The organism is Agrococcus sp. TSP3-2-1, from assembly GCF_049897585.1.
In the GTDB taxonomy this organism is placed as follows: Bacteria; Actinomycetota; Actinomycetes; order Actinomycetales; family Microbacteriaceae; genus Agrococcus.
Genome location: NZ_JAFCWN010000005.1, coordinates 56547 through 76089, shown reverse-complemented (window position 1 = coordinate 76089; position 19543 = coordinate 56547). Strand labels below are relative to the sequence as shown.

Sequence of the window (19543 nt, the reverse complement as noted above, 5' to 3'; positions counted from 1 at the left end):
GCTTGAGCGCACCGCTCGCGGCCGCCATCAGCCATGTCGGCCGCATCCGCACCGAGAACCAGGACTCGGGCTACACCGGCGCCCACTTGAGCTTCGTCGCGGACGGCATGGGCGGGCACGCGGGCGGCGACGTCGCGAGCGCGATCGTCACCCGCAAGGTGCGCGAGGCCGACGTCGAGTACGAGAGCGCGGAGCAGGCGGCGCAGGCCCTCGCCGACGCGCTGCGGGCCGGCAACGAGGCGCTGCAGCAGGCGATGCTCGAGCACCCCGAGCTCTCGGGCATGGGCACGACCGCGTCGGGGATCATCCGCGTCGGCGACCGGCTCGGCCTCGCCCACATCGGCGACAGCCGCATCTACCGCTACCGGGTGGGCGCGCTCGAGCAGCTCTCGACCGACCACACGTTCGTGCAGCGCCTCGTCGATGCCGGCCGCATCACGCGCGAGGAGGCGGAGCACCACCCGCGCCGCAACGTCGTGATGCGCGTGCTCGGCAACATCGAGACCGATCCCGAGATCGACACGTGGGTCGAGGACGCGCTGCCGGGCGACCGCTACCTCGTGTGCTCGGACGGCCTCTCGTCCTACGTCGACGAGGACCGCATCCGCACGATCCTCGAGCAGCGGCTCGACACCCCGTCGACCGTGCAGCGGCTCGTGAACGAGTCGCTCTCGCGCGGCGCGCCCGACAACGTCACGGTCGTCGTGGTCGACATCGACGAGCGCCTGCCCTCGTCGGTCGAGCCCACGACCGTCGGCTCCGCCGCCGCGCCCATCAGCTACGAGGCCGTCGAGCCCGAGCGCACGTCGCTGAGCCTGTCGCAGCTGCTGCTGCACCCGCGGCAAGCGCGCATGCAGCCGGCGTTCGAGCACTTCGAGCCCGAGAGCGAGGAGTTCCTGCAGGAGCTGCTCGCCGAGCAGCGCCGCATGCGCCGCAACCGGCGCATCAGCTGGAGCATCGGCGCGGTGCTCGCGATCGCGCTCGCCGTGACGCTCAGCGTCATGTTCTACAGCTGGACCCAGGACCGCTTCTTCGTCGGCGTCAACGACGCCGGGCAGGTGGCGATCTACCAGGGCATCCAGCAGCAGATCGGCCCGTTCGTGCTCGCGACCGAGATCGAGCGCACCGACATCGAGCTCGATGAGCTCACGCCCTTCAACCAGCGCAGCATCGAGCAGACAATCTCGGCCGAGTCGCTCGCCGACGCGCAGGCCATCGTCGAGCGGCTGGAGCGATCGCCATGACCGACCGCACCGCTCCCACCGCGCTCCAGACCGGCATCGTGCAGCTGCGCGACGTCACCGAGGCGATCAAGGTGCGCATCCGCAACCCCGCGAAGCTGCGCAACCTCGAGCTCTTCCTGCTCGTCATCGCGTGGGTGCTCGCGGGCGGCGCGATGGTGCTCGTGCAGCTCGGCGCGCTCCAGCGGGTCGACATGATGCCGCTGCAGCTCGCGGGCCTCCTCGGCCTGCTCACGCTCGCGCTGCACATCGCGCTCCGCGTCGTCGCCCGCGAGGCGGACGCGATCATCCTCCCGGTCGTGACCGTGCTCAACGGCCTCGGCATCGCGATGATCTACCGCATCGACATCGCCGAGGGCGCGGCGGGCTGGGGCGCCGCCTCGACGCGGCAGATCGCCTGGACGGGCATCGCGCTGCTCATCGCGATCGCGACGATCGTCGTCATCCGCAACCACCGGGTGCTCGCCCGCTACCGCTTCCTCGCGATGGCGGCCGCGATCATCCTGCTCGTGCTGCCGCTCGTGCCCGGCCTCGGCCGAACGATCAACGGTGCGACCGTCTGGATCGGCGTCGGCAGCGTGCTCTCGCTGCAGCCGGGCGAGCTCGCGAAGATCGCGCTCGCGATCTTCTTCGCCGGCTACCTGATGACCGCGCGCGACTCGCTCTCGGTCGTCGGCCGCAAGGTGCTCGGCATCCGCTTCCCGCGCGTGCGCGACCTCGGCCCCATCCTCATCGTCTGGGCGATGTGCCTCCTCGTGCTCGTCTTCCAGCGCGACCTCGGCACCTCGCTGCTCTACTTCGGGCTCTTCCTCGTGATGATCTACGTCGCGACCGGGCGCCGCTCGTGGATGGTCATCGGCGTCGGGCTCGTCGCGCTCGGCGGCGTCGCCGCCTACTTCGCGCTCGGCTACGTGCAGCGCCGCATCGGCGCGTGGATCCACGCCTTCGACCAGAGCGTCTACGACGCGCAGGGCGGCTCCTTCCAGATCGTGCAGGGCGTCTTCGGGATGGCGCACGGCGGCCTGCTCGGCACGGGCCTCGGGCTCGGCAGGCCCGACATCACGCCCTACGCCAACAGCGACTACATCATCCCCTCGCTCGGGGAGGAGCTCGGGCTCGTCGGCATCTTCGCGATCCTCGGGCTCTACCTCATCCTCGTCTCGCGCGGCATCCGGATCGGCTTCCAGGGCCCCGACGACTTCACGAAGCTGCTCGCGGTCGGGCTCGCCTTCACGATCGGCCTGCAGGTCTTCATCGTCGTCGGCGGCGTCACGCGGCTCATCCCGCTCACGGGCCTCACGACGCCGTTCCTCGCGGCGGGAGGCTCGTCGCTGCTGGCCAACTGGCTCATCGTCGCGCTGCTGCTGCGGCTGAGCGACTCCGTGCGCGGAAGGGGGATCGCATGACGAGCGCAGAGCGAGAGCAGAGCATGCGCCGGCCGATCCGCCGCGTGAGCATGCTCCTCATGGTGATGTTCGTCGCGCTGTTCGGCTCGTCGACGATGATCCAGGCGGTGCAGGCGGATGCGCTGCACACGGATGCGCGCAACACGCGCACGCTGCTCGACTCGTTCGCGGTCGAGCGCGGGTCGATCGTCGTCGACGGCGTGCCGGTCGCGCTCTCGGTGCCGTCGGACGACGAGTTCGAGTGGCAGCGGCAGTACCCGCTCGGGCCGCTCTACGCATCCGTCACCGGGTACAACACCCTCGGGCAGGGCAACAGCGGCATCGAGGACGCGATGAACGCCGAGCTCACGGGCACGGCGAACAGCCAGTTCCTCGAGCAGGTGCTCGCGACGCTCACGGGCCAGGACCCGTCGGGCGCCTCGGTCGAGCTCACGATCGACAGCGCCGCGCAGCAAGCGGCTGCCGAGGGGCTCGGCGACCGCGAGGGCGCCGTCATCGCGATCGACCCCGAGACCGGCGACGTGCTCGCGATGCACTCGAGCCCGACCTTCGACCCCAACGCGTTCGCCTCGCACGACCTCGCCGCCGTGCGCGAGGTCTACGACCGGCTGCTGAACGACCCGGGCGACCCGCTCATCAACCGCACGATCGCCGGCGATCTCTACTACCCCGGCTCGGTCTTCAAGCTCATCACGGCGGCCGCGGCGCTCGAGTCGGGCCGCTACACGCTGCAGTCGGAGTTCGAGAACCCCGTCGAGCTGCAGCTGCCGCAATCGACGGCGGTCGTGCGCAACGCGACCCGCGGGCCGTGCGGACCCGATGAGACGGTCACGCTCGAGACCGCGATCGTGCTCTCGTGCAACATCCAGTTCGCCCTGCTCGCGCAGGAGCTCGGGGACGACGCGCTGCGCCAGCAGGCCGCGGCGTTCGGCTTCGGCCAGCAGCTCGAGATCCCGCTCCGAGTCACGCCGAGCCAGTACCCGGCCGAGCTCAACGAGCCGAACCTCATGCTCACGGGCTTCGGGCAGTACGACGTGCGCGTCACCCCGCTGCAGATGGCGATGGTCTCCGCCGCCATCAACAACGACGGCACCATGCTGCGCCCGCAGATGATCGATCGCGTGCTCGCGCCCAACCTCGACGTCGTCGACGACCCGGAGGCCGAGATCCTCGGCAACCCGATCTCGGCGGCGACGGCGACGGCGCTGCGCGGGGCGATGGAGCGCGGCGTGACCGAGGGGCTCGCCTCGAACGCGGCCGTGCCGGGCGCGACCGTGGGCGGGAAGACGGGCACCGCCGAGACGGGCGAGCGCGGTGAGCCGTTCAACCTGTGGTTCACGGGGTACGGAGAGCTCGGCGACCGGAGCGTGGCAGTCGCCGTCGTGGTCGTGCCTAGTGAGAACATCGTCGGTGATACTTCAAACGTGATCGCCGCACCTATCGGGAGAGCAGTGATCGAGGCGGTGCTGAACTCATGAGACCATCCAGCGGACTCACCTTCGGTGGGCGATACCAGCTGACCAGCCGGATCGCCATCGGCGGCATGGGCGAGGTCTGGCAGGCGACCGATCAGGTGATCGGGCGGACCGTCGCGCTGAAGATCCTCAAGGACGAGTACATGGGCGATCCCGGGTTCCTCGAGCGCTTCCGCGCCGAGGCCCGGCACGCGGCGCTCGTCAACCACGAGGGCATCGCGAACGTCTTCGACTACGGCGAGGAGGACGGCAGCGCCTTCCTCGTGATGGAGCTCGTCCCGGGCGAGCCGCTCAGCGCGATCCTCGACCGCGACCGCACGCTCTCCGCCGACAAGGTGCTGGACATCGTCGCGCAGACCTCCGCGGCGCTGCACGCCGCCCACCAGGCGGGGCTCGTGCACCGCGACGTCAAGCCCGGCAACCTGCTCATCACGCCCGAGGGGCGCGTGAAGATCACCGACTTCGGCATCGCGCGCATCGCCGACCAGGTGCCGCTCACCGCGACCGGCCAGGTGATGGGCACGGTGCAGTACCTCTCGCCCGAGCAGGCCTCCGGGCAGCAGGCGGCTCCGTCGACCGACATCTACTCGCTCGGCATCGTCGCCTACGAGGCGCTCGCCGGTCGGCGGCCGTTCACGGGCGAGTCGCAGGTCGCGATCGCGATGGCCCACATCAACGACGCGCCGCCCGACCTGCCTGGCACCGTCCCGGAGCCCGTGCGCAACCTCGTGCTCTCGTGCATCGCCAAGACGCCGGCCGATCGGCCGACCTCGGCCGCGCACCTCTCGCGCGCGGCCACGATGCTGCGCCGCGGCGACATCGCCGGTGCCGCAGCGATCGTGCCGGGCATCGCGTCGACCGACTCGTTCGCGACGATCGACTCGCCGACCCAGGCCGCGACGCGCGTCATCACGACGCAGTCGTCGCCCGCGACGGCCGCGCTTCCCGTGACGAGCACGGCGACCGCGGTCGAGGAGCGGAAGCGCCGCACGAACCCGTGGATCTGGCCGGTCGTGATCCTCGCGATCCTGCTCGTCGCCGCGGGCGTCGCGATCGCCCTCATGCTCTTCAACCAGCAGCGGCCGGATCCGGCCGCGACGACGCCCGGCGCGGAGAGCCAGTCCGCTGCGCTCGTCGACATCTCGCTCGAGCAGTTCCAAGGGATGGACGAACAGGAGTTCCGCGACGCGGTCGAGGCGCTGAACCTCGTGCCGGCGGTCGAGACCGGCCAGCCGGCGACCGACCCCGCCCTGGTCGGCACGATCTACGCGGTGGCGCCGACCGGCCCGGTGCCGGAGGGGTCGACGATCACGGGCACGATCCACAGCGCGGTCGCCCAGGTCGAGGATCCGACGACCGCGCCGCGGCTGGGCGACGGCTCCGACCCGACCGCTCAGCAGGTCGGCGCGACGCCGTCGATCGTGTGGGATGCCGCGACGTGCCCCTCGGGCTACACGCGCGGCGACTACGTCGCGACGATCACGTGGCCCGACGGCCGGGTGCAGGACCAGGTCACGCCCGTCGAGGGCTTCGACATCCTCGCGCCGGGGCTCGGCGCCGGCAGCACGACCGTCACCTACACCTTCAGCTGCGAGGTCGAGGGCGGGCAGACGCTCACGAGCGGTGCCTCTCCCGCGCTGACGATCACGGCGGTGCCGGAGGAGACGCCGGAGCCCGAGCCGACCCCGACGCCCACGCCGACGCCGACGCCCACACCGGAGCCCACGACCGAGCCGTGAGGCGCCCCGCCGGGGTCGTCGAGCGGCGCTGACGTAGAATCGACCGATCCCCCATCCCGGGGCTCGGCCGCGGGCCACGCACGAGGAGAGGAGCCGCGATGACCGACAGCATCATCGCGTCGCTGCGGACCCTCGGCGACCGCTACGAGATCGGCGAGCTCATCGGGCAGGGCGGCATGGCCGAGGTGCACCTCGCGCGCGACACCCGGCTCGACCGCCAGGTCGCGGTGAAGCTGCTGAAGCCCGAGCTCTCGAGGGACCCGGAGTTCCGCACGCGCTTCCGCCAGGAGGCGCAGTCGGCGGCGCGCATGTCGCACCCGACGGTCGTGCGCGTCTTCGACGCGGGCGAGGAGCCCGCGGTCGACGCGAGCGGGCAGCCGGCGGCCGTGCCGTACATCGTCATGGAGTACGTCGACGGCCGGATGGTGAAGGACATCATCGCCGAGGGACCGCTCCCCGAGTCGGAGGCCGTGCGGATCACGAAGGGCATCCTGACCGCCCTCGAGTACTCGCACCGCGCCGGCATCGTGCACCGCGACATCAAGCCCGGCAACGTCATGGTGACCCCCGGCGGGCAGATCAAGGTGATGGACTTCGGCATCGCCCGCGCCGTCTCCGAGACGAGCGCGAACGTCGCCCAGACCGGCATGATCCTCGGCACGGCGCAGTACTTCTCCCCCGAGCAGGCGAGGGGCGAGGCGGTCGACGCCCGCACCGACCTGTACTCGACGGGCGTCATCCTCTTCGAGCTGCTGACCGGCCGCGCCCCGTTCGAGTCGGACACGCCCGTCGGCGTGGCATACCAGCACGTCGCCGAGGAGCCGCCGACCACGTCGTCGATCACCCCGGGCATCACGCCCGAGATGGACTCGATCGTCGCGAAGTCGCTCGAGAAGCCGCGCGACGACCGCTTCCAGTCGGCGACCGAGTTCAAGCAGGCGCTCGACGACGCCCTCGCGGGCGTGCTCGTGCCCTTCGAGAAGACCGAGACCGCACCGCTCGAGATCGGGGCCGCGACGACGATGTTCGCCGCGCTCGCCGTCGACGAGCCGGAGCTCGATGCGGAGGCGGAGCCCGCTGCGGTGCAGCGCGACCGGCGACCGCCCGTCGCGTGGCTGTGGGGTGCGGCAGCGCTCATCGCCGTGCTCGTCGTCGTCGCCGTCGCATGGGCCACGAACTTGCTCAACCTCCCGATCGCGGGGCTCTCCACGAACGTTCCCGAGGTCGCCGGCCTCACCGAGGACGAGGCGGTCGCGGCCGTCGAGGCCGCCGACCTCGAGGCCGAGGTGCGCCGCATGATCGATGACGCGGATGTCGGCACGGTGCTGCGCTCGGAGCCGGAGTCGGGCGTGCGCCTCTCCCCCGGATCCCCCGTGACGATCGTCGTCTCGAACGGGCCGCCGCCGACGCCGCTCATCAGCGTCGCGAACCTCACCGAGCAGCAGGCGCGACAGGCGCTCGAGGCCGCGGGCTACGTCGTCGGCGACGTCACGCGCGCGAGCTCGCCGACCGTCGCGATCGACCGGGTCATCGCCACCGACCCGACCGCCGGCACCAGCGTGACGCGCGGGCAGTCGATCGACATCCAGCTCTCGAACGGACGCGTCACGGTGCCCGACGTCGTCGGCCAGTCGCTCTCGAGCGCGCAGTCGCAGCTCGAGGCGCTCGGGCTGTCGGTGCGCCGCGCGACCACCACGTCCTGCACCGCCCCGAACCTCGTGACCGCGCAGTCGGTCGCGGCCGAGAGCGACGTCGCGCAGGGCAGCAGCGTCACGGTCACCTACTGCGTGCGCCGCGCGGCGCCGCCCGCGCCGCCGCGGCAGAGCACTCCGCCGCAGCCCCCGGCCGACCCCGGTCCGGGTGATGGCGACGGCGAGGGCGGCGACGACGACGAGGGCGGCGGCTGATCCGTCGCTCGCGAGCCCTCAGCGCTGCGGCGGCGGGGCGAGCGTGACGAGCGGCGCGCGGCCCGCGGCGAGCTCGGCGGCGCCGTCGAGCCCGGCCGACTCGAGCCAGTTGCCGAGCATGCGGTAGCCGCCCTCGGTCAGCACCGACTCGGGGTGGAACTGCACGCCCCACACGGGCGCGTCGCGGTGCTCGAGCGCCATGATGACGCCGCCGGCCGCCCGGTCGCCATCGGCGTCCGGCACGGTCCGCGCGGTCACGCGCAGCGCATCCGGCACCGTCCCGTCGACGACGGCGAGCGAGTGGTAGCGCGTCGCGGTCAGCGGGCTCGGGAGCCCCTCGAAGACGGTCGAGCCGTCGTGCTCGACGAGGCTCGTCTTGCCGTGCATGAGCTCTGGCGCGTGGGTGACGACGGCGCCGAGCGCCTCGGCGATCGCCTGGTGCCCGAGGCACACGCCGAGCAGCGGCGTGCCGGCGTCGATCGCGGCGTGCACCAAGGGGATCGAGACGCCCGCGTCGGCCGGGGTGCCCGGCCCGGGCGAGAGCAGCACGGCGTCCCACTCGGCGATGCCGCGCGCATCCACCCGGTCGTTGCGCACGACCGAGACGTCGGCGCCGAGCTCCTGGAGGTAGCCGGCGAGCGTGTAGACGAAGCTGTCGAAGTTGTCGACGACGAGGATGCGGGTCATGCGAGGGCACTCGATCTGCGGTCGGATCCGGCGAAGGTCGGATCGGGGGTCGGGAAGAAGGTCTGCATCACCCACGGGTAGACGTGGAAGACGAGGAGGTAGGCCGCGGCGGCCAGGAGCACGAGCACGATCACGAGCCGCAGCGGCCAGGGGCCGGGCAGCGCCCGCCAGAGGGCCGCGTACATCACGCCCTCCCGAGGGTCTCGGCGAGCTCGAGCGGCATGCCGTCGGCGGCACCCTGCCAGCCTACCCAGGTGGCGTAGGCGATGAGCCTGCCGGCCGCCGACCACTCGGGGTTGCACGTCGTGAGCGTGAGGTAGCGCCCGTCCGCCGGCACGTGCGGCAGCTGCGGCACGGGAGCGACGACGCCGACGGCCGTGGGCGGCACGTACTCGTGGTTGCGGAACTCGTAGACGTGCCACGCGCTCGCCGTCTGCACGTAGATGCGGTCGCCGATGCGCATCTCGTCGAGCTGCGTGAAGGGGCCGCCCTGGCCGTTGCGGTGCCCGGCGACCGCGAAGTTGCCGAACCCGCCCGGCATCGCCGACTCGCTGTAGTGCGCGAGCCCCTGCTCGAGGCTGTCGAGCACCGCCCGGCTCGTGCCCTCCCCCACGACGCGCTCGAACTCGCCGAGCCGCGGGATGTGCACGACGGCGAACGACTCGCGGTCGGCGACGGCCGCCTCAGCGGGCGGCTCGTCGGTGCGAAGGGCGGCGGATGCGTCGGCGACCGCGGGTGCTCCGGGCACGAGATCGGCGGCGAAGACGCGCGCTGCCTGCTGCTGCCGCTCGCCGAGCACCGCGTCGGAGAGCCACACCTGCCAACCGGCGTAGCTGAGCGCGAGCACGCCCGCGGTGAGCAGCAGCTCGCCGAGCACGCTCGAGGCGGTCGCCCGACGCCGGGGGCGCGCCGAGCGGCGGGCGCGATCGTCGAGGGCTGCCACCGCTCAATCCTAGGCGGGGACTGCACTAGCATGGGGTGTCATGAGCAGCGAGAAGTCCGTCGAGAAGGCCAAGGCCGACCGGAGCCGGTCGGCGAAGGAGCGCTCGCCGCACGACGAGCAGCACAACCCGGCGTGGTTCAAGCCGGTGATGTTCGGCTTCATGATCGTCGGCTTCCTCTGGGTGATCGTCTACTACGTCTCGGGCACGACCCTGCCGATCGCGCAGCTCGGCTCGTGGAACATCGTCATCGGCTTCGGCGTGATGTTCATCGGCTTCATCATGACGACGCGCTGGAAGTAGCGAATCACACCGGTGTAGTTCTCCCCAGCTGTGGAGAGATCTGTGGAGAACTCCTAGAGGATCGACGCGAGCCGCAGCCCGAAGAGCGCGGCGAGCACGACCGCGACCGCGCCGATGACGAGCCACGCGGCCTTCGCCGCCTGATCGCCGCGCAGCCGCTTGTGCACCGCCCCGATGCCGAAGCCGAGCGCGAGCCCGATGACGAGGCCGCCGACGTGCGCCGCCCACGACACGTTGCTGATCACGAACGTCAGCACGAGGTTGATGGCGACGATGACGAGGATGCTCGGCTGCACGCGGCCGACCATGCGCTGCATGCCGATGACCATGCCGAAGAGCGCGTAGATCGCGCCTGATGCCCCGACGACCGCCGAGAGCGGCGTGAGCCAGGAGATCGCGACCGCGGCGCCCGCCGCGCTCACGACGTAGGCGGCCAGGAAGGGCAGCCTACCGATGCGCTGCTCGATCGACGGGCCCACGAGCCACAGGATGAGCATGTTGAAGCCGAAGTGCAGCACGCCCGCGTGCACGAGCGCGTAGGTGACGAAGCGCCACGGCTCGATGAGCGAGTAGGGCAGGAAGAACAGCAGCGACGCGGCGATGTCCCCGGGCAGCAGCTGCAGCGCGCCGACGATCGCGGTGACGGCGATGATCGACATCGTCACGGGCGCGGGCTGGGCGAACCAGCTGCGCACGCGGCGGCCGGCAGCGCTGCGGGGCGCGCCGCTCGCCGCTCGCACCTGCCGCTGCAGCGAGCGCTGCTCAGCCGCGAGCTCGCGCACGCACTCGGGGCAGCGCACGCCGACGGGCGACGGCTGCTGGCACTCGCCGCAGACCGTGCGCCCGCACCGCTGGCACAGCACCCAGCTGACGCGGTCCGGGTGCCGGTAGCAGCGGTCGGCCGTCGCTGAGGATGACACCTCGGGTCAGGCCTCCGCGATCTCGATCGTCTCGATCACGACGTCCTCGAGCGGGCGATCGCGGCCGTCGGTCGCGACCGCCTGGATCGCGTCGACGACGCCGCGCGACGCCTCGTCCTCGACGAGCCCGAAGATCGTGTGCTTGCCCTGCAGCCACGGGGTCGCGACGGTCGTGATGAAGAACTGCGAGCCGTTCGTGCCGCGGCCCGCGATCTTGCCGGCGTTCGCCATCGCGAGCACGTAGGGCGCGTTGAAGTCGAGGTCGGGGTGGATCTCGTCGTCGAACTGGTAGCCGGGGCCGCCGACGCCCTGGCCGAGCGGGTCGCCGCCCTGGATCATGAAGTCGGGGATGATGCGGTGGAAGACGACGCCGTCGTAGAGCGGGTCGGTCGAGGTCTTGCCGGTGGCGGGGTGCGTCCACTCGCGCTCGCCGGTGGCGAGCTCGACGAAGTTCTGCACGGTCTTGGGGGCGTGGTCGCCGAGGAGGTTGACCTTGATCTCGCCGAGATTCGTGCGGATGGTCGCGACAGCGGTGTGATGAGCCATGGCCCGATCCTCCCACAGCGGGCTTGGCGGGAGCGCTCGGCCGGCCTCGATTTCGGCGACAGCGAAACCGTCGCAGCGTGGGTGACGCGTCCAGGAAAACCTGCAAGGATGACGCGCAGGCTCCACGACGGAAGGACAGACATGTCGCTCGAACTGACGCGCAAGCGCGCGAAGCAGGTCAAGAAGCTCCGCAAGCAGGCCGACAAGCTCATGGCCGAGCAGCGCGCGGTGAACTACCACGCGGCAGCGCTCGCCCGCGAGGCTCGCGAGCAGGCTCGCGCCTACGGCGCCGAGACGCTCCGCCCCGCCGCCGAGCGCGTCGTGCACCGCGGCAAGGAGGCCGGCCTCGACCGGCTCTCGAAGGCCGCCCGCGGCTGGAACGCGAGCGTCGTGCCCGCCCTCGCGACCGGGCTCGGCTCCGTCGCCGCCCTCGCATCCGTCGGCAAGGACGAGCGCGTGCAGAGCGCGATCGAGAACGTCCGCCGCTACGCGACCGTGCCCGACCTCGCCCCGCAGCCCGCGAAGTCGGGCCCGAACGCCTGGCAGTGGATCCTCATCGGCGTCGGCTCGGTCGCCGTCGTGAGCGCCGCGTACGCCGCGTGGCAGACCCTGCGTGCCGACGACGACCTGTGGATCCCCGACGCCGAGGACACCGCGGTCGACGCGCCCGCGCGTCCGTTCGACCAGCCGTCCGGCGGGATCGCCGACGGCCCCGAGGCCGGCGCCCCCCAGGCCTGAGCCGTCTGAGCCCCGAGCGAAGGGCCCCCGTCCGCGGGGGCCCTTCGTCGTGCGCGGAGCAGGCCTCGGTCATGCCGGTCAGGACAGCGCGGCACCGATCGCGACGAGGATGCCACCGAGCACGAGCATGCCGGCCGCGAGCATGAACGAGCGGATGCGTCGCTCGGGCTCGCGACCCTGGCGCATGGTGCGCACGGAGTCGATGCCGCTGATGACGCACGAGACGACCATGAGGCCGATGCCGAGGACGATGAGGGGATGCATGGGTCAGCGGAGCGGCGAGCCGTGGTCGTCGATGTGCCGGATCGCCCAGTCGACCGCGTGCACGTGGCGCAGCGCCGGCACGTCGGCGAGCCGGTGCCACGCGACGTCGTCGGTCGTGCCGTCGACCTCGATCGCGAGCTCGCCGCCGGTAATCTCGGCGCGGTAGAGGATGCGCAAGGCCTGCATCTCGTCGCCGCGCGCGGTCGTGGGGAGGACGGCGGAGTCGACGCCGAGCAGGCTCGTGAGCCGCACCTCGTAGCCGGTCTCCTCGCGCACCTCGCGGACGGCGCCGTCCGCGGGATGCTCGCCGGGCTCCACACCGCCTCCCGGCAGCGTCCACCCGGCCATGTCGCCCTCGTTCCAGTGCGGCAGCAGGATCTCGCGCTCGTCACCGTCGCCCCTCGTGATCAGGGCGTAGGCGGCCACTCGCATGCGCATCCGGCCATCCTACGGTGCCTCTCCCGGCGGATCCTCAGCGCGCCGGCGGCCGCTCCTCGCCGTCGCCGTCGCTCGCCGGGAGCTGGCGCCAGTGCTCGTCGGGCCGGTGCTCGTCGGCGGGAGCGAGCGTCGGGTCGACGGACTGCGTCGGGACGAGCTCGCCGACGCCCTCCCCCGGCGCGGTCTGCTCGACGGTGAGCTGGAAGTCGTCGCCGTGCTCCGTGACGCCCGCGACGATCGCCTGCTCGACCGCCGCGACGGCATACCGGCGCCGCACGACCATGGGATCGAGCGCGAGGTCCTTCGCGAGCGCCGCCGCGAGCCCGATCATCACGACGACGAACGGGAGGGCGGCGATGACCGTGACCTGCTGGAGGCCCGTGAGGGCGTCCTCGCCGCCCAGCAGCAGCATGATCGCCGCGACGGCGCCCGTCGCGATCCCCCAGAAGATGACGGTCGCGCGCGAGGGCTGCAGCGAGCCGCGGTGCGAGAGCGTGCCCATCACGACCGAGGCGGCATCGGCGCCGGAGATGAAGAAGATCGCCACGAGCACCATGACGACGATCGACGAGATCTGCGCGAGCGGCAGCTCCGCGAGCGCCTGGAACAGCGTCGACTCCGGCGTGCCGCTGCTGCCGAGGTCGGTGCCGTCGAGCTCGAGGTCGATGCCGAGCCCGCCGAAGATCGCGAACCAGACGAGCGAGACGAGCGTGGGCGCGACGAGCACGCCGGTGACGAACTGGCGGATCGTGCGGCCGCGCGAGATGCGCGCGATGAACATGCCGACGAACGGCGTCCAGCTGACCCACCATGCCCAGTAGAAGATCGTCCAGCCCGAGAGCCAGGCCGCGACCTCCGCGCCGCCGGCCGCCTCGGTGCGCGCCGACATGACCGCGAGCTGCTCGGCGTAGCCGCCGATCGTGGTCGGCAGCAGGTTGAGGATGAAGACGGTGGGTCCGACGACGAAGACGAAGAGCGCGAGGATCCCCGCGAGCACCATGTTGGTGTTCGAGAGCCACTTGATGCCGCGGGAGATGCCCGAGACGGCGGAGAGGACGAAGGCGAGCGTCAGCACCGCGATCACGGCGACGAGCAGCCCGTTGCCCACTTCGCCGAGTCCCGCGACGATCTCGATCCCCGAGCCGATCTGGAGCGCGCCGAGGCCGAGCGACGTCGCCGAGCCGAAGAGCGTCGCGAAGATCGCGAAGATGTCGATCGCGCGACCGATGGGACCCTCGACGGTGCGGGAGCCGAGGAGGCTCGTGAAGGCCGCGGAGACCGTGAGCGCGCGGCGCTTCCGGAAGACGCTGTAGGCGAGCGCGAGCCCGACGACGGAGTAGATGGCCCACGGGTGCAGCGACCAGTGGAACATCGTCGTGGCCATGGCGGTGCGCACGGCTTGGGCCTCATCGCCGCCGCCGGTGCCGGGCGGGGGCGCCACGAGGTGGCTCACCGGCTCGGTGACGCCGAAGAAGACCAGCCCGATGCCCATCCCGGCGGAGAACATCATCGCGATCCAGGAGACGGTGCTGAACTCCGGCTCCTCGCCGTCATCCCCGAGCGGGATGCGCCCGAAGCGGCTCGCGGCGATCCAGATCACGAAGATGACGAATCCGGAGGCGGCGAGCGCGAAGAGCCAGCCGGTGCTCCCGACCACCCAGTCGAGGCCGGCGGAGGACGCCGTCGCGAGCGACTCGGTGCCGACGGCGCCCCAGATCACGAACGCGAGGGCGACCGCCGCGACGACGCCGAACACGACGCGGTCGATCGGACGGCGCTCGGGGCCGCCGCCGGCTTGCGGCGGCACGTCGAGCGCGGGATGCAGCGGCTTCCGGCGGGGCTGCCAGGGGCGCCTCCCGGAGCCTGCGCCGACCGTCTCGGGCTCGCCCATGCGTCCTCCACTGCTGCAGGTCGACGCGCGGGACGCGCGTCCGTGACGCCGCAACGCTAGTCCCGCCCGCTGGGTGCGACGTGAGGGCCGCGCGTCAGCGAGGGCGAGCGCGCCCGCGCATCCTGCTCTCGACCGAATCGCGCAGCGGGGCACCGAGGAAGAGCCCGAGCGAGGCGCCCGATGCGAGCGCGAGGCCGACCGCGCCGGCGCCGATGAGCGTCGCGACCCCGAGCACGAGGCTCGCGGCCGAGCCGTCGGACTCGACGAGCTGCAGCAGCCCGCGGAAGACCGCGTAGCCCGGCACGAGCGGCACGATCGCGGCGGTCGTCACCGCGATGGACGGGACGTGCAGGCGGTGCCCGATGATGATGCCGATGAGGCTCGCGACGAGCGCGCCGATCCCGCTCGCCACCGGCGTGCCCGCTCCGGCGCCAGAGCCGATCGTGAATCCGATCCAGGCGAGCCCGCCGAGCACGGCGCTCACGAGCGTCGTGCGGAGACGGGCGCCGTTCATGATCGCGACCGAGATCGCGATGATGACCGCGCCGGTCATCTGCAGCGGCAGCGAGCCGAGCGCTGGCACCTCGCTCGTGACGGCGAAGCCCAGCCCGAGCGTGCGGGCGAGCGAGAGCCCGCCGAGGATGCCGATCACGACCCCGAGGGTCGAGAGCACGAGGTCGAGGATGCGTCCACCAGCGGTGAGCGAGAAGCCGTCGATCGCGTCCTGGGCGGCGCCGACGACCGAGAGCCCCGCGAGCATGAGCACGATGCCGGCGGCGATGATGATCGAGGGCCGCACGTCGGCGAGCAGCGGCACCTCGAGCCTCGCGAGCGCGCTCGTCGCGGTCGCGGCCGCCGTGACGACGAGCGCGCCGACGATCTGCGAGAAGAAGAACGGCAGGCGCAGCCTCGCCATGCCGCGCTGCGCGACCGCCGCCGCGCACGACGCGAGGAAGGCGATGAGACCGATGATCCACGAAGCGCCGAAGAGCACGGTGACGCCGACCGCGAGCATCCCCTGCGCGAGCACGACGAACGTCGGCCGGTAGAGGAAGGGCGTGCGGCGGATGGCGTCGAAGCGGGCGCGCGCGTGCTCGAGGTCGAGCCCGCCCTCGATCTCGACGACGAGCGCCTGCAGCCGCTGGAGCTTCGCGTGGTCCGGCACGGGCGCCCGCACGACCCGGATGAGGGTGATGGGCAGGTCGTCGTGGCCCCGGTGGTACGAGACGCCGATCGAGTTGTACGTCACGTCGACGTGCACGGGGCGGATGCCGAGCGCGGCGGCGACGCGCGTCGTCGCGAGCGTCACGTCGTTCGCCGAGGCGCCGACCGTCAGGAGCGCCTCGGCGATGCGCATCGCGAGGTCGATGACCTTCCGCGCGTGCACCTCGTCGATCGTGAGGAGCGCCTCCGTCATCGCGCGTGAGGCGGGGTCGGTGCGGATCGCGCGCGCGATGCGCTGCCGCCAGTCCTGCCGTCCGTCCATCCCTCTCATCCTCCCATCCGCCGGGAGGCCGGCAGGGATGCCGGGGGCTGCTCAGCCCCCGCGCCAGGCGTCGGTCTCGACGTTCGAGTTCGGCGAGGGCGACGGCCGTCGCGCGGCCGATGCCGGAGTCGGTCGCGGTGCGCGCGGAGTCCGTGGCGAGCGCGCTCATCGCGCGCGGTCTCGGGGACCAGTGGTGGAGCCTGGGAGAATCGAACTCCCGACATCCTGCTTGCAAAGCAGGCGCTCTACCAACTGAGCTAAGGCCCCGTGGCCGGCGGGCCGGCCGTGGGAGTTGTGCGTGGTGGGGCTACCTGGACTCGAACCAGGGACCTCTTCGTTATCAGCGAAGCGCTCTAACCGCCTGAGCTATAGCCCCGAGCACAATCATCGATGCTACCACCTGCGCCGGCGTGCTCTCGACCACGGCGCCGGATCGGCCTACTGGTTGGCGAAGCCGACCTGCAGGCCGCCCGTCAGTCGCACCGAGAGGTTGTACAGCACGGCGATGACCGCGCCGAGGACGGTGATGACGACGAAGTTCAGCACCGCGACGAGCAGCGTGAACATCATCACCTGCGGCAGCGACAGCAGCGACGTGATGGCGAACTCCGGGTCGGCGAGGATGTCGCGCATCACCTCGTCGACCTTGCCGAACAGCCCGACGACCTGCAGCAGGCTCCACATCACGAACACCACGACGACCTGGACGATGCCGAGCACGAGCCCGAGCACCGCCGAGACCTTCATGGCGGACCAGAAGTCGATGTGCACGAGGCGCAGCCTCACCTGCTTGCTCGAGCCGCTGCGCCGAGGCGTCTTGCTCTGGAGCTTCTCGGCGATGCTCATGCGTCGGTCTCCTCGGTGGGCTCGTCGTCGGTCGAATCGGCATCGGCCGAGTCCGTGGCGTCAACGATAGCGTCCTCCGCCTCCGCGATCGCGACCTGGGCGACGCCGGTCTGCGCATCCTGCGCGGGTGACGTGGCCGGCTCGGCGGCGGCCTCCTCGACGGCTTCCTCGACCGCGTCCTCCACGTTGCGCGCGATCGAGATCACGAGGTCGGTCGTCGACTTCTCGGCGAACTGCACCCCCATCGTGGTGCGGCCGGTCGCGCGGACCTCGTCGACGCTCGAGCGGATGACCTTGCCGGAGCTGCGGATGAGCAGCAGCTCGTCGCCGTCGTGCACGATCGTCGCACCGACGAGCGCCCCGCGGTCGTGGTCGCCCGACGAGAACGTGAGCACGCCCTGCGTGCCGCGGCCCTTCGACGGGTAGTCGGAGACCGGCGTCTTCTTGCCGAAGCCCTGCTCCGTCACGACGAAGACGTAGCCGTCATCGCCGATGACCATCGCCGCGAGCGCCTCGTCGCCGTGCTTGAGGCGGATGCCGCGCACGCCGCCGGTCGCGCGGCCCATGGGGCGCAGCGCCTCATCGGTCGCCGCGAAGCGCGCCGCACGGCCCCGCTTGCTGATCACGAGGATCTCATCGTCGGAGTTCGCGAGCATCGCCGAGATGACCCGGTCGTCGGGCGCGAGGTTGATCGCGATGATGCCGCCGGAGCGGTTGGTGTCGAACAGCTCGAGCCGCGTCTTCTTGACCTGGCCCTGCTGCGTGGCGAGCACGAGGTAGTCGGCCTGGTCGTAGCGGCGCAGCTGCAGCACGGTCTGCACGCGCTCGTCGGGCTGGAAGGCGAGCAGGTTCGCGACGTGCTGACCCTTCGCGTCGCGGCCGGCCTCGGCGATCTCGTACGCCTTCATGCGGTAGACGCGGCCGAAGTTCGTGAAGAACAGCAGCCAGTCGTGCGTCGAGGTGACGCCGAAGTGCTCGACGATGTCGTCGCTGCGCAGCTGCGCGCCGCGCACGCCCTTGCCGCCGCGATGCTGCGCGCGGTACTGGTCGATGCGCGTGCGCTTGATGTAGCCGCCGGTCGTGAGGCTCATCACGACCTGCTCCTCGGGGATGAGGTCCTCCATCGAGACGTCGCCGCCGTAGCCGTGCATGATCTCGGTGCGGCGGTCGTCGCCGTGCCGCGCCACGATCTCGCGCAGCTCGTCGACGATGATCTGCCGCTGGCGGTCGGGCTTCGCGAGGATGTCCTTGTAGTCGGCGATGAGTCGGCGGAGCTCCTCGGCCTGGTCCTGGATCTTCTGCCGCTCGAGCGCCGCGAGCCGGCGCAGCTGGAGCTCGAGGATCGCGTTCGCCTGCTTCTCGTCGACCGAGAGCAGCTCCATGAGCCCCGTGCGAGCATCGTCGGGCGTCGGCGAGCGGCGGATGAGCGCGATGACCTCGTCGAGGGCGTCGAGGGCCTTGAGGTAGCCCTCGAGGATGTGCATCCGGTCCTCTTCGCGCGCGAGGCGGAACTGGGTGCGGCGGACGATGACCTCGACCTGGTGGTCGGCCCAGTGCCCGATGAAGCCGTCGAGCGAGAGCGTGCGCGGCACGCCGTCGACGATCGCGAGCATGTTCGCGCCGAAGTTCTCCTGCAGCTGCGTCTGCTTGTAGAGGTTGTTGAGCACGACCTTCGCGACCGCGTCGCGCTTGAGCGTGATCACGAGGCGCTGACCCGTGCGACCCGAGGTCTGGTCCTCGATGTTCGCGATGCCCTGCAGCTTGCCGTCCTTCACGAGGTCGGCGATGCGCACCGCGAGCCGGTCGGGGTTCACCTGGTACGGCAGCTCGGTGATGACGAGGGCCGTGCGGCCCTGGATCTCCTCGACCGTGACGACCGCCCGCATCGTGATCGACCCGCGACCGGTGCGGTACGCCTCCTCGATGCCCTTCGTGCCGAGGATCTGCGCGCCGGTCGGGAAGTCGGGGCCCTTGATGCGCTCCATGAGGGCCGCGAGCAGCTCCTCCTTCGACGCCTCCGGGTGCTCGAGGTGCCAGATCGCGCCGTCGGCGACCTCGCGGAGGTTGTGCGGCGGGATGTTCGTGGCCATGCCGACCGCGATGCCGACCGAGCCGTTGACGAGCAGGTTGGGGAAGCGCGCCGGCAGCACCGACGGCTCCTGCGTCCGGCCGTCGTAGTTGTCCTGGAAGTCGACGGTGTCCTCGTCGATGTCGCGCACCATCTCCATGGCGAGCTGCGACATCTTCGTCTCGGTGTACCGCGGGGCGGCCGCCTCGTCGTCGCCGGCGGAGCCGAAGTTGCCCTGGCCGAGCGCGAGCGGGTAGCGCAGGCTCCACGGCTGCACGAGGCGCACGAGGGTGTCGTAGATCGCCGTGTCGCCGTGCGGGTGGTACTGCCCCATGACGTCGCCGACGACGCGCGAGCACTTCGAGAACGCCTTGTCGGGCCGGTAGCCGCCGTCGTACATCGCGTAGATGACGCGGCGGTGCACGGGCTTGAGGCCGTCGCGCACCTCCGGGAGGGCTCGCCCGACGATGACGCTCATCGCGTAGTCGAGGTAGGAGCGCTGCATCTCGAGCTGGAGGTCGACCTGCTCGATCGTGCCGTGGTTCGGGGCGTCGCGGTCGAAGGGCTCCGCGGGGGTGGTCTCGTCAGTCATCGTCTCTCTCGGTCCGGGTCTCGGTACGCCGGCTTCGCCGGCGACTCGACCTTGA

The 19543-nt window shown here is 71.5% G+C and carries 18 protein-coding genes and 2 tRNA genes; 7 read left to right on the top strand and 13 right to left on the bottom strand.

Annotated features, from left to right (window positions below):
- The first annotated feature begins 2 nt into the window (after nucleotides 1-2).
- The 5 genes from ACP7BI_RS08625 (at nucleotide 3) to pknB (ending at nucleotide 7768) form a co-directional block, all read left to right on the top strand.
- Nucleotides 3-1244 carry a PP2C family protein-serine/threonine phosphatase gene (locus ACP7BI_RS08625; RefSeq protein WP_425845130.1) on the top strand — a complete coding sequence of 414 codons (1242 nt, stop codon included), beginning with the start codon at nucleotides 3-5 and terminating at the stop codon, nucleotides 1242-1244.
- Nucleotides 1241-2647 carry an FtsW/RodA/SpoVE family cell cycle protein gene (locus ACP7BI_RS08620; protein ID WP_425845129.1) on the top strand — a complete coding sequence of 469 codons (1407 nt, stop codon included), beginning with the start codon at nucleotides 1241-1243 and terminating at the stop codon, nucleotides 2645-2647. Before ACP7BI_RS08625 ends, ACP7BI_RS08620 begins: the two co-directional genes overlap by 4 nt.
- Nucleotides 2644-4125, top strand: a complete 1482-nt coding sequence (locus ACP7BI_RS08615) for a peptidoglycan D,D-transpeptidase FtsI family protein (protein ID WP_425845126.1) — start codon at nucleotides 2644-2646, stop codon at nucleotides 4123-4125. The genes ACP7BI_RS08620 and ACP7BI_RS08615 overlap by 4 nt, the downstream gene beginning before the upstream one ends.
- Nucleotides 4122-5861 carry a protein kinase domain-containing protein gene (locus ACP7BI_RS08610; protein WP_425845124.1) on the top strand — a complete coding sequence of 580 codons (1740 nt, stop codon included), beginning with the start codon at nucleotides 4122-4124 and terminating at the stop codon, nucleotides 5859-5861. Before ACP7BI_RS08615 ends, ACP7BI_RS08610 begins: the two co-directional genes overlap by 4 nt.
- Before the next feature lie 98 nt (nucleotides 5862-5959).
- A complete protein-coding gene (gene pknB, locus ACP7BI_RS08605) occupies nucleotides 5960-7768 on the top strand; it encodes a Stk1 family PASTA domain-containing Ser/Thr kinase (protein WP_425845123.1) in 1809 nt (602 codons plus the stop codon).
- A gap of 18 nt (nucleotides 7769-7786) precedes the next feature.
- On the opposite strand, the gene ACP7BI_RS08600 is transcribed toward pknB, so the two are convergent.
- The 3 genes from ACP7BI_RS08600 to ACP7BI_RS08590 are packed head-to-tail and all read right to left on the bottom strand — an operon-like array spanning nucleotide 7787 to nucleotide 9398.
- Entirely contained in the window at nucleotides 7787-8455 is a 669-nt protein-coding gene (locus ACP7BI_RS08600) for an anthranilate synthase component II (protein WP_425845121.1), read from the bottom strand.
- Nucleotides 8452-8640 (bottom strand): hypothetical protein, encoded by a 189-nt coding sequence (locus ACP7BI_RS08595; protein ID WP_425845558.1) that lies wholly within the window; start codon nucleotides 8638-8640, stop codon nucleotides 8452-8454. The genes ACP7BI_RS08600 and ACP7BI_RS08595 overlap by 4 nt, the downstream gene beginning before the upstream one ends.
- Nucleotides 8640-9398 (bottom strand): class E sortase, encoded by a 759-nt coding sequence (locus tag ACP7BI_RS08590; protein ID WP_425845119.1) that lies wholly within the window; start codon nucleotides 9396-9398, stop codon nucleotides 8640-8642. The genes ACP7BI_RS08595 and ACP7BI_RS08590 overlap by 1 nt, the downstream gene beginning before the upstream one ends.
- A gap of 40 nt (nucleotides 9399-9438) precedes the next feature.
- On the opposite strand from ACP7BI_RS08590, the gene ACP7BI_RS08585 reads away from it, so the two are divergent.
- Complete coding sequence (locus tag ACP7BI_RS08585; RefSeq protein WP_211447117.1) at nucleotides 9439-9699, top strand: cell division protein CrgA; 261 nt, start codon at nucleotides 9439-9441, stop codon at nucleotides 9697-9699.
- Nucleotides 9700-9752: 53 nt separating this feature from the next.
- On the opposite strand, the gene ACP7BI_RS08580 is transcribed toward ACP7BI_RS08585, so the two are convergent.
- Entirely contained in the window at nucleotides 9753-10619 is an 867-nt protein-coding gene (locus tag ACP7BI_RS08580; protein WP_425845117.1) for a rhomboid family intramembrane serine protease, read from the bottom strand.
- 6 nt (nucleotides 10620-10625) lie between these two features.
- Nucleotides 10626-11165: a peptidylprolyl isomerase gene (locus ACP7BI_RS08575; protein WP_425845115.1), complete on the bottom strand. Its 540-nt coding sequence runs from the start codon at nucleotides 11163-11165 to the stop codon at nucleotides 10626-10628.
- Nucleotides 11166-11306: 141 nt separating this feature from the next.
- Between ACP7BI_RS08575 and ACP7BI_RS08570 the strand changes: the two genes are divergently transcribed.
- Complete coding sequence (locus ACP7BI_RS08570) at nucleotides 11307-11903, top strand: hypothetical protein (RefSeq protein WP_425845114.1); 597 nt, start codon at nucleotides 11307-11309, stop codon at nucleotides 11901-11903.
- A 78-nt stretch (nucleotides 11904-11981) separates the two neighbouring features.
- On the opposite strand, the gene ACP7BI_RS08565 is transcribed toward ACP7BI_RS08570, so the two are convergent.
- From ACP7BI_RS08565 to gyrA, 8 genes are all read right to left on the bottom strand, one after another.
- Nucleotides 11982-12167 (bottom strand): hypothetical protein, encoded by a 186-nt coding sequence (locus ACP7BI_RS08565; protein ID WP_021010618.1) that lies wholly within the window; start codon nucleotides 12165-12167, stop codon nucleotides 11982-11984.
- A gap of 3 nt (nucleotides 12168-12170) precedes the next feature.
- On the bottom strand, nucleotides 12171-12605 hold the full coding sequence (locus ACP7BI_RS08560) for an NUDIX hydrolase (protein ID WP_425845112.1): 435 nt from the start codon (nucleotides 12603-12605) through the stop codon (nucleotides 12171-12173).
- Nucleotides 12606-12639: 34 nt separating this feature from the next.
- Nucleotides 12640-14496, bottom strand: coding sequence for a BCCT family transporter (locus ACP7BI_RS08555; RefSeq protein ID WP_425845110.1), 1857 nt, complete (start codon nucleotides 14494-14496; stop codon nucleotides 12640-12642).
- A gap of 94 nt (nucleotides 14497-14590) precedes the next feature.
- The gene (locus tag ACP7BI_RS08550) at nucleotides 14591-15982 is read right to left on the bottom strand and encodes a threonine/serine ThrE exporter family protein (RefSeq protein ID WP_425845109.1); all 1392 of its coding nucleotides are present in this window, start codon (nucleotides 15980-15982) and stop codon (nucleotides 14591-14593) included.
- A gap of 191 nt (nucleotides 15983-16173) precedes the next feature.
- Nucleotides 16174-16249: transfer RNA gene (locus ACP7BI_RS08545), tRNA-Ala, on the bottom strand.
- A 32-nt stretch (nucleotides 16250-16281) separates the two neighbouring features.
- Nucleotides 16282-16358 (bottom strand) — tRNA-Ile (locus ACP7BI_RS08540).
- A 62-nt stretch (nucleotides 16359-16420) separates the two neighbouring features.
- Nucleotides 16421-16828, bottom strand: coding sequence for a DUF3566 domain-containing protein (locus tag ACP7BI_RS08535; RefSeq protein ID WP_021010613.1), 408 nt, complete (start codon nucleotides 16826-16828; stop codon nucleotides 16421-16423).
- Complete coding sequence (gene gyrA, locus ACP7BI_RS08530) at nucleotides 16825-19488, bottom strand: DNA gyrase subunit A (protein ID WP_425845107.1); 2664 nt, start codon at nucleotides 19486-19488, stop codon at nucleotides 16825-16827. The genes ACP7BI_RS08535 and gyrA overlap by 4 nt, the downstream gene beginning before the upstream one ends.
- Between the last annotated feature and the right edge of the window lie 55 nt (nucleotides 19489-19543).

Coding starts and splice junctions, on each gene's coding strand:
- ACP7BI_RS08620 (WP_425845129.1), top strand. CDS start 1,241: ATGACCGACCGCACCGCTCCCACCGCGCTCCAGACCGGCATCGTGCAG.
- ACP7BI_RS08615 (WP_425845126.1), top strand. CDS start 2,644: ATGACGAGCGCAGAGCGAGAGCAGAGCATGCGCCGGCCGATCCGCCGC.
- ACP7BI_RS08610 (WP_425845124.1), top strand. CDS start 4,122: ATGAGACCATCCAGCGGACTCACCTTCGGTGGGCGATACCAGCTGACC.
- pknB (WP_425845123.1), top strand. CDS start 5,960: ATGACCGACAGCATCATCGCGTCGCTGCGGACCCTCGGCGACCGCTAC.
- ACP7BI_RS08600 (WP_425845121.1), bottom strand. CDS start 8,455: ATGACCCGCATCCTCGTCGTCGACAACTTCGACAGCTTCGTCTACACG.
- ACP7BI_RS08595 (WP_425845558.1), bottom strand. CDS start 8,640: ATGTACGCGGCCCTCTGGCGGGCGCTGCCCGGCCCCTGGCCGCTGCGG.
- ACP7BI_RS08585 (WP_211447117.1), top strand. CDS start 9,439: ATGAGCAGCGAGAAGTCCGTCGAGAAGGCCAAGGCCGACCGGAGCCGG.
- ACP7BI_RS08575 (WP_425845115.1), bottom strand. CDS start 11,165: ATGGCTCATCACACCGCTGTCGCGACCATCCGCACGAATCTCGGCGAG.
- ACP7BI_RS08570 (WP_425845114.1), top strand. CDS start 11,307: ATGTCGCTCGAACTGACGCGCAAGCGCGCGAAGCAGGTCAAGAAGCTC.
- ACP7BI_RS08565 (WP_021010618.1), bottom strand. CDS start 12,167: ATGCATCCCCTCATCGTCCTCGGCATCGGCCTCATGGTCGTCTCGTGC.
- ACP7BI_RS08560 (WP_425845112.1), bottom strand. CDS start 12,605: ATGCGCATGCGAGTGGCCGCCTACGCCCTGATCACGAGGGGCGACGGT.
- ACP7BI_RS08555 (WP_425845110.1), bottom strand. CDS start 14,496: ATGGGCGAGCCCGAGACGGTCGGCGCAGGCTCCGGGAGGCGCCCCTGG.
- ACP7BI_RS08550 (WP_425845109.1), bottom strand. CDS start 15,982: ATGGACGGACGGCAGGACTGGCGGCAGCGCATCGCGCGCGCGATCCGC.
- ACP7BI_RS08535 (WP_021010613.1), bottom strand. CDS start 16,828: ATGAGCATCGCCGAGAAGCTCCAGAGCAAGACGCCTCGGCGCAGCGGC.
- gyrA (WP_425845107.1), bottom strand. CDS start 19,488: ATGACTGACGAGACCACCCCCGCGGAGCCCTTCGACCGCGACGCCCCG.